The organism is Streptacidiphilus pinicola, from assembly GCF_003258295.1.
Classification (GTDB): Bacteria; Actinomycetota; Actinomycetes; order Streptomycetales; family Streptomycetaceae; genus Streptacidiphilus; species Streptacidiphilus pinicola.
The window spans coordinates 1-12285 of sequence record NZ_QKYN01000219.1 but is presented as its reverse complement, the minus strand read 5'-3'; the positions used below and the strand labels follow the sequence as shown (position 1 = coordinate 12285).

The following is a 12285-nucleotide window of genomic DNA, read 5'->3' as shown; positions in this document are numbered from 1 at the left end:
GCCAGACCCCGAGCCCGAGCCGGATGCAGAATCCGACACGGAGCCCGAGCCCGCGCCGGCCCCCGAACCCGACCCGCAGCCCGAGCCCGAGCCGGCCCCCGAACCCGTCACCGCTCCCGCCGCGCCCGTCGCGCCCTCGCGCTTTCCCGCGCTGCAAGAGCTGGCCTCCCGGGTCGGGCGGGGCGCGCGGGAAGGGCAGGTGGCGGCGGGCGAGCTGGTTCAGCGTGGCCGGGACTACCTCGCCGAGCGGCGCAGCGCCCGGATCGCGGCCGCCGGAGGGGTGGGGGTCGTCGTCACGGCGATCGTGCTGGCGACGACGCTCGGATCCGGGCCGACGGCCTCCTCGGCCACGGACTCCGCCCCCGGGCCGCACGGGCATCCGCGCGGTGCCGCCCCCTCCGCGCCGCGTCTGAGCCTGACGGTCCCCGACTCGTTCACCGTGCCCGGGAGCCTCGCCCTGGCGTGGCCCGCCGCCGGGCAGGCGGCCATCGGGGTGCCGGGGGTCGGGCTGCTGGGGAGCAGCGGGCCGGTGGACACCCCGAAGTCGATCGCCTCCGTCACCAAGACGATGACGGCGTATCTGATCCTCAAGGACCACCCGCTGGCCCCCGGCCAGTCCGGACCGGCCCTCACCGTCTCCGCCGCCCAGGCCGCCGCCCTCCCCGAGGAGGAGGCCCTGCACCAGTCCCTGGTGCCGGTCCGGGCGGGCGAGCGGTTCACCGAGCGGCAGGCGCTGATGTTGGCCTCCGCGGACAACATGGCCGGGATCCTGGCGTCCTGGGACGCGGGCAGCGAGACCCGCTTCGTGGCCCGGATGAACGCCGCCGCGGCGAGCCTGGGCATGGCCCACACCCACTTCAGCCAGCCCTCCGGCTATCTCGGCACCTCGGTCTCCACGGCGACGGACCTGGTCAAGCTCGGTGAGGCCGCGATCACCGACCCGTTCTTCGCCGACCTCGTCGACGAGACGTCCGCCGTCATCCCCGGCGGCGCGATCCGCAACTACAACGCCCTGCTCGGTCAGGACGGCGTCGACGGCATCAAGACGGGCTCGACCTACTGGGCGGGCGGCTGCCTGCTCTTCTCCGCGCACACCCGCGTGGCCGGGCACGAGGTCACACTGGTCGGCGCGGTTCTGGGGCAGCCGGGCAACATCAGCACCATGCTGCCGAGCGTGTTCGCGGCCACCGCGCGCCTGCTGCGCAGCGCCGACCACGCGCTGGAGCAGGTCACCGTCGTCGGCCGGGGCCGGACCGTCGCCGAGCTCGCCGGAAACCCGGGGCTCTCGGGCGCCGGCCACACGCCCGAGCTTCTCAGCGCGCCGCGCGCCGTGACGCTGGTCGGCTGGCCCGGCCTGCGCCTGACGCTGCGGCTGACCGGCTCCGCCACCAGCCCCGCGCTGCAGGCCCTGACGTCCGCCGGTCGAACCGTGGCCACGACGCCGCTGGTCTCGGGCTGACGAAGCCCACGAAGTCCCGCGTCGGGACTCAGCTGCCGGCCGCCCCGTGGCGCAGGCCGTCGAGGAGCAGGTCGAGGAGGCGGCCGGCCCGTTCGCGCTGCCCCGGGGCGCTGGTGATCAGGGCGAGGCCGGCGAGGCTGAAGCCGACGTCGAGGGCGTCGACGTCCGAGCGGAACAGCCCCGCGTCGACGCCGGCGTCCAGCATGGTGCCGATCGCGGTGCCGAGCTTGTCGAGGGATTCCGCGAAGGGGTCCGCGCCGGAGGCGACAGCGGCCCGCAGGGCGTCCGCCATGCCCTGCTTGGCGGCCAGGTAGTCGATGAAGTTGTCCATCCACCGACGCAGCGCCCGGTCGGGCGGGTTGTGGGACAGCAGTTCCGCCGCGCTGTCGCAGACGCGGGCGAGCTCGTTGCGGTAGGCAGCCTCGACCAGCGCCTCACGCGTGGGGAAGTGGCGGTAGAGCGTGGCCGAGCCGACACCCGCCGCCTTGGCGATGGTGTCGATGGGGACGTCCGCGCCCTTCTCGGAGAACGCGCGGACGGCCGCCTCCAGGATGCGCTCCCGGTTGCGGCGGGCATCGGCACGCAACACGCTCGGCTTGCTGGTCAACACTGCTCCCTTCCTCGGGTGACCAGTCTAGCTGGACAACCGGGGAGTTCCCCGCTTACCGTTGCAGATAACCGGGGAGTTCCCCGGTTACGGGTGCCGCCCGTTCCGCCCCCAGGCAAGGAAGACCCTCATGACCTCCCCGAAGACCGTTCTGATCACCGGTACGTCCTCCGGCATCGGCCTGGCCGCCGCCGTCGGCGCGGCGCGCGCGGGCTGGACCGCCATCGCCACGATGCGCGACACCGGCAAGGCCGAGGCCCTGCTGAAGGCAGCCGCCGAGGCGGGCGTCGCGGACCGGATCCAGGTCAAGCGCCTGGACGTGACCGACCCCGCGGGCATCACCGCCTGCCTGGACGAGGTCGTCGCCGAGCACGGCCGGCTGGACGCGCTGGTCAACAACGCCGGCGCCGCCCAGGTCGGCACCATCGAGCAGAGCAGCGTCGACGACGTCCGCGCGGCCATGGAGGTCAACTTCTTCGGCGTGGTGGCGGTGACCCGGGCCGCGCTCCCCCACCTGCGCGCGTCCAAGGGCCGGGTGATCACCGTCAGCAGTGTCGGCGGCGCCGTCGGCCAGCCCTTCAACGAGGCGTACTGCGCGGCCAAGTTCGCCGTCGAGGGCTTCATGCAGTCCCTCGCCCCCGTGGCCGCCACCGTCGGTGTCAACGTCACCGTCGTCGAGCCGGGCGCGGTGGCGAGCGAGTTCGTGAGCAACCTCGGCCTGGACATCCCGGCGCTACTGGCCGCCGCCGGGCCGTACGCCCCGGCGCTCGAGGCCTACATCGGTCGCACCCGGGAGTCGTTCAGCAACGCCCAGACCCCGGCCGAGGCGGCCGCCCCGATCGTCGAGGCCCTCACCGCCGACCGCCCGGCCTTCCGGATCCAGACCTCGCCCTGGGCCCGCGACTTCGTCGCCACCACCCTCGCCGACCTCGACGGCTCCGCCGTCCAGACCCTCACCGGCGCCTGGGTGCGCTGACCACCCCTGACACCGCAACCGCAAGGAAGATCACCATGGAAACCCGCACCCTCGGCAGCCAGGGCCTGACCGTCTCCGTCGAAGGGCTCGGCTGCATGGGCATGAGCGCCTTCTACGGCAGCACCGACGAGGCCGAGTCGCTCGCCACCATCGACCGCGCCCTGGAACTGGGCGTGACCCTGCTCGACACCGCCGAGGGCTACGGCCCGTTCGTCAACGAGCAGCTCCTCGGCAAGGCCCTCGCCGGACGGCGCGAGCAGGCCGTCGTCGCCACCAAGACCGGCATCGAGTTCACCGACGACGGCAAGCTCGTCGGCCACAACGGCCGCCCCGAGTACATTCACCGGGCCCTGGACCGCTCCCTGCGCCATCTGGGCACCGACCACGTCGACCTCTACTACCTGCACCGGGTCGACCCCCAGGTGCCGATCGAGGAGACCGTCGGCGCCATGGGCGAACTGGTAGCCGCCGGCAAGGTCCGCCACCTCGGCCTGAGCGAGGTCGCCCCGCGGACGATCCGCCGGGCCCACGCGGTCCACCCGATCACCGCGGTCCAGACCGAGTACTCGCTCTTCGAGCGCGGCATCGAGAGCGACGGGGTCCTGGCCACCCTGAACGAGCTCGGGATCGGCCTGGTCGCCTACTCCCCGCTCGGACGCGGCTTCCTCTCCGGCGCGATCACCAGCCCGGACGACTTCGCCGCCGACGACTTCCGCCGCACCGACCCACGCTTCCAGGGCGAGAACTTCGGCCGCAACCTGGCCGTGGTCGACGAGGTCCGCCGGATCGCCGCGGCCAAGCAGGTCACGCCCTCCCAGCTGGCGCTCGCCTGGGTGCTGCACCAGGGCGCGGTCGCCATCCCCGGCACCAAGCGCCGCCGTTACCTGGAGGAGAACGTCGCCGCCACCACCGTGACGATCACCGACGCGGATCTGTCCGCCATCGAGGCCGTCGCCCCGCAGGGCGTCGTCTCCGGCGACCGCTACGCCCCGGAGCTGATGCGGAACCTCAACGGCTGACACCCGGCGCAGCGTCAGGAGTGCCCCGAGAAGAGCGGGGTGAGGGACGCCAGGATGGCCAGCGCCGGCTTGGCGATGTCGGCCCCGGCGCTCAGCAGGGCCCGCAGGCGTTCGAGGCGCGGCCTGGCGGCCGGGAGGTCGGGGTGCGGCGTGGCGCCGAGGCGGGCGAGGGCGTGGATCGCGTCGGCCGCCTCCTCGCGGTCCTGGTCGGACAGGTCCCGACTGCTGAGCACGAGTTCGAGCAGGCGCCTGAGTTCCGGGGCGCCCACGGCCGTGGCGTAGGTGTTCTGGAAGTCCCGGACGACGGTGTCCTGCGGGCGGTTGATGAACGTGGTGTTCTCACCGTTGAAGTTGAACGTGTCCGACACTCCGGCTCCCTGAATGACGACCTGACTGTTGTTGACGGTGAGCGCCGGCCTCGCCGGGGCGAACTGCCGCAGCGCCTCCCTGATCGCGTCCTCGGCCGCACGGACGGTGGCGAAGGCCCAGGCGTCGCGGCCGCGCCGGCCGCCGCGCAGCAGGTTCTCGACGACCTCGGGCGCGGGGGCGTATCCCGGGATCGACGCGGGCTCCTCGTACCGCAGGTAGGGGGAGGGAACGGTGCGCAGGGCCCGGTTGATGTGGCCGAAGAGGGTGCGGAAGTAGGCCGTCGAGGTGTGCTCGATGGGAAAGACCACCTTCTCGCCCTCGTGCAGATGGCCTTCGACCGCGTGGAAGAAGACCACGCAGGGCAGCGCCTCGGGACCGAGCCCCAGCAGGGAGGCGATCTCGTAGGCGGCCTGCGGGTCGTAGGGCGTCCAGTCGAGCCAGCGCAGAGCGCACATGACCCGGTACAGCTCAGGCTCCAGGTGGCGGCGCCAGTACCTCCTGGCGGTGGCGCGCCCGGCGCGCCGCTCCACGACGAAGATGCGCGACACCGGGCCGGACAGGACGTTGAGGTCGTCGAAGTAGGTGCGGACGTAGGTGGCCAGCTCGGTGTCGGCGTCGGTGTAGAGCAGCAGGCCCCACAGCCGGGCACCCGCGCCGGGGGCCCCCGCGTTCTCCGCCAACTGGAGCTTCCTGAGCAGGTCGCCCGTGTTCGAGGCGTGGCCGAGCAGGTAGTCGGTGTCGGAGGTGCGCTCGATCGACAGCACGACCACGTCGCCGTCGACCAGCTCCGTCTCGGACAGGCGGAGATCGTTTGAGAGCCGCTGGCCGCTGTAGCCGTCGGACAGCCAGATGTCCACGATGCGGCCGTACTTCGGCCGGCCCGCACGCCCGCGGACCGCACTGCGCGCGACGGCGCCCGGTGCCGTCGCCAGGCCGACGCGGCGGGCTTCGGCGAGGCAGCGGTCCTTGAGTTCGCCGACGGTCATGCCCTCGGCGGCGGAGTCCGCGACAGTGAGTTCGAAGGTCCGCGCGTTGATGCGCCGTTCGAGGTCGCGCCAGCGACCGAGGTCGTCTCCGGGCACGAACGCGCCCATGTGGATCAGGTCGTACAACCAGAAGGTGGCGAGCCCGCCGTAGGTTCCGTGGACGGCAGCCCGGTCCCCCTCCCGCACCCAGACGCACAGCTTCATGCCATCCCCCCAGTGGTCGGCAGTTCCCCCATGGAGTAACAGCGATACCGCAGTTGTCATGTACTCAAACAAGAATTCGGGCATGTCCATGCACTGGTAGATCACCCAGGTCAGGCCGCGCGGGTTGGTAGGCGCACCCACTCGTTCCGGCCCGTTCGCCGTTGCTTCAATCGCCGTGTCGATCTGTCGAGGACGGTGACTGCACGTGGACCTGAATACCGTGGTGGAGCTGCGCGACGCGCGGCGGCGCGAGACGTGGCGGCCGGGTGACGCCTGGCTGGGTGGCGGAACGTACCTGTTCTCCGAGCCGCAGCCGCACATCCGCCGGCTGGTCGACCTGAGCCGGATGGGCTGGGACCCGGTGCGGGTGACACCCACCGGCGACCTGGAGGTCGCGGCGACCTGCACGATCGCCCAACTCTCGCGCTTCGCCCGGGAGCAGGGCGGGCGCTGGGCGGCGGGGCCGCTGTTCGAGCAGTGCTGCCGGGCGTTCCTGGCCTCCTGGAAGATCTGGAACATGGCCACCGTCGGCGGCAATCTGTGCAACGGGCTGCCCGCCGGACCGATGATCTCGCTGACCGCCGCCCTCGACGGCGTCTGCCGGCTCCAGGCACAGGACGGTTCGACGCGCGAGGTGCCGGCCGCGGACTTCGTCATCGGCGCCGGGCTCAAGGTCCTGCAGCCCGGGGAGCTGCTGCGTTCGATCACCGTGCCGGCTCGGGCGCTCGCCGTGCGCACCGCGTTCCGGCAGGCGTCCCTCTACGGCCTCGGCCGCTCCGGCGCGCTGCTGATCGGCACCCGGGACCCGGTCTCCGACGAGTTCGTGCTCACCGTCACGGCCTCGACCGTACGCCCGTTCCGGTTCCGCTTCCCGCTGCCGCCGAACGCCGAGGCGGTCCACGAGGCCGTCGCGTACGGCATCCCACCACAGGACTACTACGACGACATCCACGGCCTGCCGGCCTGGCGGCGGCACATGACCTTCCGCCTCGCGGAGGAGATCCGCCGCGAACTGCTCCCCGATTCGAGATGAGGTCCGATGCGTCAGGTGTGGGAACAGGCCGCGGCGTGGCAGCGGTCGGGGACGCGGTTCGCGATGGCCACGGTGGTGCGCGCCTGGTCGTCCGCGCCCCACGGGGTCGGCACGTCGATGATCGTGGCCGAGGACGGCCGGGTGGCCGGTGCGGTCTCCGGCGGTTGTGTGGAGGCCGCCGTCTGCGACATGGCCGCGGAGGTGCTCCGTAACGGCGTTCCCGCCGCAGAGAGCTTCGGCGTCGTCGACGAGGACGCCTTCGCCGTCGGGATGCCGTGCGGCGGAACGATCGAGGTGTTCGTGCGGGAGATCGGCGCCGGCACACCCGTCGCCGAGGTCGCCGATGCGCTGGGCACCGGAGCGCCGGTGGCGCTGGTCACGCTGCTTCGGGCCGGCGGCGGGACGGGCCGGGCGGGCGAGTCCCTCGCGGTCGGCCTCGGCGGCGTCAGCGGCAGTTTGGGGTCCGCCGAGCTCGACCGGGCGGCGGCGTCGGCCGCCCGCGATCTGCTGGCGAGCGGGCGCAGCGGCACGCTGGCTCCGGACGGGCCGGGCGGCTGCGCCGCCGACGGCGACGCCGGGGCCGAGCTCCTGGTGCAGTCGTTCGGCCGTCCGCCCCAGCTGGTGATCTTCGGGGCGAACGACTTCGCCCGCCCGCTCGCGGATCTGGGGGCCCGGCTGGGACACCAGGTCACCGTCTGCGACGCGCGGCCCGTCTTCGCCACGGCCGAGCGCTTCCCCGCCGCGCACGAGGTCGTGGTCGACTGGCCGCACCGCTGGTTCGGCCGGCACGGGGACCGGATCACGGCCTCCACCGCGGTGTGCGTGCTGACCCACGACGCCAAGTTCGACGTGCCGCTGCTGGAGGTGGCGCTGCGCAGCCCGGCCGGATACGTGGGGGCCATGGGCAGTCGCCGCACCCACGAGGACCGGCTCGAGCGCCTGCGCCGCGCCGGCGTCGGGGCGCACGAACTGGCGCGCCTGCGTTCGCCGATCGGTCTGGACCTGAGCGGGCGCGGCCCGGAGGAGACGGCGTTGTCGATCCTGGCCGAGATCACGGCCCTGCGCCGCGGTGGCAGCGGGCGCCCGCTGGTCGAGCTGGAGCGCCCGATCCACACCCCGGAGACGCTGGTGCCCACCCATGTCCCAGCCCGTGTCCCAGCCCGTGTCCCAGCCCATGTCTCAGCCCATGTCTGATCCCGTGCCTGCTCCAGGAGGACGGCCGATGAACTTCTCCATCCACGTCAACGGCGAGGACTTCGACACCGAGCCCCGGGCGGGCCAGTGCCTGCGCACCTACCTGCGCGAGCGCGGCTGGTTCGGCGTCAAGAAGGGCTGCGACGCGGGCGACTGCGGCGCCTGCACCGTCCAGGTCGACGGCGAACCCGTGCACAGCTGCCTCTACCCGGCGCGGCGCGCCGAGGGCCGGCAGGTGACCACGGTCGAGGGCCTGGCGAAGAACGGCGAACTGCACCCGATGCAGCAGCGGTTCCTCGACGCCCAGGGGTTCCAGTGCGGCTTCTGCACCGCCGGCTTCCTGATGACCACCTCCGCGCGCGACTTCGACGACGACAAGCGCGCCGACCTGCCGCGCGCGTTGAAGGGCAACCTGTGCCGCTGCACCGGGTACCGGGCGATCGAGGACGCCATCCGCGGCGTCAAGAACACCGAACAGCCCTGCGCGGGCCAGGCGGTGGGTCGCAGCCTGGGCGCGCCCGCCGGGCCGCGGGTGGTGACCGGGACCGCGCGCTACACCTTCGACGTGGAGGTCGAGGGGCTGCTGCACATGAAGCTGCTGCGCTCCCCGCACCCGCACGCCCGGATCGTCTCCATCGACACCTCCGCCGCCCTGCGCGTCCCCGGGGTCCACGCCGTGCTCACCCACCATGACGCCCCGGACACGCTGTACTCCTCAGCGCGGCACGAGAACCCCGCCGACGACCCGGACGACACCCGCGTGCTGGACGACGTGGTGCGCTTCGTCGGCCAGCGCGTCGCCGCGGTGGTGGCGGACAGCGAGGGCGCCGCCGAGGAGGGCTGCCGCCGGATCGTGGTCGAGTACGAGCAACTCCCCTACGTCATCGACCCCGAGGAGGCCATGGCGCCCGGCGCGCCGGTGCTCCACCCCAAGGGGCCCGAGTCGCGGATCGTCCGACCGCAGGACAACGTCTGCGGCGAGGTGCACGGCGAGATCGGCAGCGTGGAGCAGGGTTTCGCCGAGGCGGACCTGGTCTACGAGGAGACCTTCCGCACCCAACGGGTCCAGCACGCCAGCCTGGAGACGCACGGCTGCCTGGTCCACTTCGAGGAGAACGAGGAGACCGGCGAGGAGCGGATGGTGGTCCGCTCCAGCACCCAGGTCCCGTTCCTGGTCCGGCGTGCGCTGTGCGCGCTGTACGAACTCCCCGAGGAGCAGGTCCGGGTGGTCGCCGGCCGGGTCGGCGGCGGCTTCGGCGGCAAGCAGGAGATGCTCACCGAGGACATCGCGGTCCTGGCCGCGATGAAGCTGCACCGGCCGGTGAAGCTCGAGTTCACCCGCGCCGAGCAGTTCTACGGCACCACCACCCGGCACCCGTTCACCGTCACCGTCAAGGTCGGCGCCAAGCGGGACGGCACCCTGACGGCCCTTCAGTTCCGGGTGGTCGCCAACACCGGCGCCTACGGCAACCACGGACCCGGGGTGATGTTCCACAGCGTCGGCGAGTCGATGGGCGTCTACCGGGCGCCGCACAAGAAGGTCGACGCCTACTCCGTCTACACCAACGCCGTTCCCGCCGGCGCCTTCCGCGGCTACGGCCTGGGCCAGGTGACCTTCGCCGTCGAGTCGGCGATGGACGAACTCGCCCGGCGGCTGGGCGTCGACCCGCTGGAGTTCCGCGAGCAGAACGTCATCGGCCCTGGCGAGCACCTGCTCAGCCCCGTCGGCGAGGAGGAGGACCTGCACATCGCCTCCTACGGCCTCGACCAGTGCCTGCAGGTGGTCCGCGACGCGCTCGCCGACGACCGCAGCGCCGAACTCGCGCCCCCCGGATGGCTGGTGGGCCAGGGCTTCGCCATGTCGATGATCGCCACCGCCCCGCCCGGCGGCCACTACGCCGACGCGACGGTCACCCTGCTCGACGACGGCAGCTACGACATCGCCGTCGGCACGGCGGAGTTCGGCAACGGCACCACCACCGTGCACCAGCAGATCACCGCCGGCGCGCTCGGCACCACGGTGGACCGGATCGCCGTCCGCCAGTCCGACACCGACGTCGTCCGCCACGACACCGGGGCGTTCGGCTCGGCGGGCACGGTGGTGGCGGGCAAGGCCGTGATGAAGGCGGCCAACGCGCTCGCCGGGCAGATCCTCTCCTTCGCGGCCGAGTACGCCCGCGTACCGCGGAGCCAACTGCGGCTGACGGCGGACGCGGTGGAGTACGACGGCCGGGTCCTGACGCTGAAGGAGCTGTTCGAGGCCGCGCGCGAGCAGGGCGAGCGACTCGTCGGCGTCGGCCACTGGGGCGGCACACCCCGCTCGGTCGCGTTCAACTCCCAGTGGTTCCGCATCGCCGTGGACCCGGACAGCGGGGAGATGCGGATCCTGCGCAGCGTCCACGGCGCCGACGCCGGCCGGGTGATGAACCCGCTCCAGTGCCGCGGCCAGGTCGAGGGCGGCGTCGCCCAGGCGCTGGGCGCGACCCTCTTCGAACGCGTCCTCGTCGACGAGCGCGGCGAGGTCACCACCGCCGCCCTGCGCCGCTACCGGCTCCCCGCCTACGCCGACGTCCCGCGCACCGAGGTCCACTTCTCGGAGACCTCCGACGCCCTCGGCCCGCTGGGCGCCAAGTCCATGAGCGAGAGCCCGTTCAACCCCGTCACGCCCGCCTTCGCGAACGCCCTGCGGGACGCCACCGGCCTCCGCTTCACCGAGGCCCCCTTCCTGCGCGACCAGGTCTGGCAGGCCCTCGACGCACACCGTCGCGGCGGCCGAGCGGCCGCGGACTGACCGCGACAGCACAGGGCCGCGGCCACCGGCAGGACACCGCCGGTGGCCGCGGCCACGTCGTTCGATTCGCCCGAACGAGGAAGAGCGGGTTCGATGGTCGTAGCGAACCCGAGCCCGCGACTCCTGGCCGGGAGGTGCCCGATGTTCCTCGATCTCACCCTGATCGGCCTGGTCACCACGCTGGAGCCGGTTCCCGTCGTCGCCTTCATCCTGCTGCTCGCCGGGGAGCGCGGGATGATCAAGGGGCTCGTCTTCACCCTGACCTGGCTCGCGTCCCTGGTGGCGGTACTGGCCCTCACGGTCGGGCTGACCGGTGGCAAGCCGCTGCTGCCGCACTCCTCGCCGTCGACGGCCGCCGTCGCCGTCAAGCTGGCCGTGGGCGTGGGGCTGATCTTCGTGGGCGAGCGAAAGCGGCGGCGCAGGCGCCGCCGCTCCGGTACGCACCGGCCCCCGGCCTGGATGGCGCGGCTCGACACCGCGTCGTCCTGGACGGCCGCGGGGATCTCGGTGATCGTGCAGCCGATGGGGCTGGTCGCCGCCGGCGCGGCGGTCGTCACGGAGGCGCACGTGTCGAGCCTCGCCTCGTACCTGCTGCTTGTCTACTTCTGCGTCCTGTCCACCGCGAGCCTGCTCACGATGGAACTGTGGTCGGCGTTCGCGCCGGACCGCGCGGGGCGCTTCCTGCACCGGCTGCGGCTGTGGATCGAGCGCCACCAGGAGCCGGCGATCATCGTCCTCTCACTGCTGCTCGGCCTCTGGCTGGTGGGAAAGAGCATCTACCAGCTGGTCACGTGACCTCTCAGCGTCAGCGGGCCGTGGAAGGTGTTGCCGGCGCAGTCGCCCGGCGTACCGGATCCCGGGCCGATGAGGACGGAGCCGACGGCGCCGTTGACGGAGACGGGCCCGTCGAAGGTGGACCCGCAGGCGGTGAACGCGGCGACTCCGTCCGCGGACAGGGGGCCGTGCACCTGTGCGCCGAGGACGGCCAGCGCCCCACCCGGACGCACCGTGACGGGTCCGTCCTGGGTGCTGCCGACCGCGAGGCACAGGGAGCGTCCGGTGCCGACGGTCAGCGGGCCGTGGTGGGCGGCCGTGAAGCAGGGCTCGCTGAAGCCGACGGTGAGGCCGGTCGGGTCGGCGGTCGCGCTCGGCGTGGAACCGGCGTCGCCGCTGTAGGCCGCCGTGATCGCGTGCGCGCCGGGCTGGAACGCGGCCGTGGTGAAGGTGGCCTGACCGTCGCTCAGCGGGACGGTGGCCAGGGCGGTCGCGCCGTCGGAGAAGGTCACCGTGCCGGTCGGCGTCGCGGCCGCGGCGTTGTCCGCGCCGACCGTGGTGGTGAGGGTGACCGGGTGCCCGAACAGGGGCGACTGCGTGTCCGCGGTCAGGGTGGTCGTGGTGTCGTAGCGGAAGGAGACGGTGGCGTGGCCGTTGCCCTGGTTGACGCCCTGGAGCAGGGCGACGTCGGTGGCGTCGGCACCGGCGTAGCTGCTGCCGCCGCCTCCCCCGGCCCCGTACAGGTTGCCCGGGTTGCCGCCGCCGGATCCGCCCGCGCCGCCGAACCAGCCGCCGCCCCCGCCACCGCCGCCGTTCCCGCCGCGTGCGCCGTTTCCGCCGACCCCCCCCCGCCCCGGGCCGCCCGCCACCGCC

The 12285-nt window shown here is 73.1% G+C and carries 9 protein-coding genes and 1 pseudogene; 7 read left to right on the top strand and 3 right to left on the bottom strand.

Annotated elements, in window-relative coordinates:
- Window positions 1-1459 (top strand): annotated as a pseudogene (locus DN069_RS37635) (D-alanyl-D-alanine carboxypeptidase); the annotation flags it as partial.
- Window positions 1460-1487: 28 nt separating this feature from the next.
- Here the strand turns inward: DN069_RS37635 and DN069_RS37630 are convergent.
- On the bottom strand, window positions 1488-2066 hold the full coding sequence (locus DN069_RS37630) for a TetR/AcrR family transcriptional regulator (protein WP_111507752.1): 579 nt from the start codon (window positions 2064-2066) through the stop codon (window positions 1488-1490).
- Between the two features lie 130 nt (window positions 2067-2196).
- Between DN069_RS37630 and DN069_RS37625 the strand changes: the two genes are divergently transcribed.
- Complete coding sequence (locus DN069_RS37625; RefSeq protein WP_111507749.1) at window positions 2197-3042, top strand: SDR family NAD(P)-dependent oxidoreductase; 846 nt, start codon at window positions 2197-2199, stop codon at window positions 3040-3042.
- Window positions 3043-3077: 35 nt separating this feature from the next.
- Window positions 3078-4061 (top strand): aldo/keto reductase, encoded by a 984-nt coding sequence (locus tag DN069_RS37620; RefSeq protein WP_111507748.1) that lies wholly within the window; start codon window positions 3078-3080, stop codon window positions 4059-4061.
- Window positions 4062-4075: 14 nt separating this feature from the next.
- Here DN069_RS37620 and DN069_RS42190 read toward each other — a convergent pair whose 3' ends face one another.
- Window positions 4076-5620 (bottom strand): hypothetical protein, encoded by a 1545-nt coding sequence (locus DN069_RS42190; protein WP_243640319.1) that lies wholly within the window; start codon window positions 5618-5620, stop codon window positions 4076-4078.
- A gap of 205 nt (window positions 5621-5825) precedes the next feature.
- Between DN069_RS42190 and DN069_RS37610 the strand changes: the two genes are divergently transcribed.
- From DN069_RS37610 to DN069_RS37595, 4 genes are all read left to right on the top strand, one after another.
- Window positions 5826-6653: an FAD binding domain-containing protein gene (locus tag DN069_RS37610; RefSeq protein ID WP_111507747.1), complete on the top strand. Its 828-nt coding sequence runs from the start codon at window positions 5826-5828 to the stop codon at window positions 6651-6653.
- 6 nt (window positions 6654-6659) lie between these two features.
- On the top strand, window positions 6660-7847 hold the full coding sequence (locus DN069_RS37605; RefSeq protein ID WP_111507746.1) for an XdhC family protein: 1188 nt from the start codon (window positions 6660-6662) through the stop codon (window positions 7845-7847).
- A gap of 28 nt (window positions 7848-7875) precedes the next feature.
- Complete coding sequence (locus tag DN069_RS37600; RefSeq protein WP_111507745.1) at window positions 7876-10638, top strand: molybdopterin-dependent oxidoreductase; 2763 nt, start codon at window positions 7876-7878, stop codon at window positions 10636-10638.
- Window positions 10639-10779: 141 nt separating this feature from the next.
- Complete coding sequence (locus DN069_RS37595; RefSeq protein WP_111507744.1) at window positions 10780-11433, top strand: GAP family protein; 654 nt, start codon at window positions 10780-10782, stop codon at window positions 11431-11433.
- On the opposite strand, the gene DN069_RS37590 is transcribed toward DN069_RS37595, so the two are convergent.
- A partial coding sequence (locus DN069_RS37590) for an Ig-like domain-containing protein (RefSeq protein ID WP_133260181.1) occupies window positions 11415-12285 on the bottom strand: 871 nt, incomplete at its 5' end. The genes DN069_RS37595 and DN069_RS37590 overlap by 19 nt on opposite strands.

Excerpts from the sequence above, each read along its gene's own strand:
- DN069_RS37625 (WP_111507749.1), top strand. The coding sequence starts at position 2,197 with ATGACCTCCCCGAAGACCGTTCTGATCACCGGTACGTCCTCCGGCATC.
- DN069_RS37620 (WP_111507748.1), top strand. The coding sequence starts at position 3,078 with ATGGAAACCCGCACCCTCGGCAGCCAGGGCCTGACCGTCTCCGTCGAA.
- DN069_RS42190 (WP_243640319.1), bottom strand. The coding sequence starts at position 5,620 with ATGAAGCTGTGCGTCTGGGTGCGGGAGGGGGACCGGGCTGCCGTCCAC.
- DN069_RS37605 (WP_111507746.1), top strand. The coding sequence starts at position 6,660 with ATGCGTCAGGTGTGGGAACAGGCCGCGGCGTGGCAGCGGTCGGGGACG.
- DN069_RS37600 (WP_111507745.1), top strand. The coding sequence starts at position 7,876 with ATGAACTTCTCCATCCACGTCAACGGCGAGGACTTCGACACCGAGCCC.
- DN069_RS37595 (WP_111507744.1), top strand. The coding sequence starts at position 10,780 with ATGTTCCTCGATCTCACCCTGATCGGCCTGGTCACCACGCTGGAGCCG.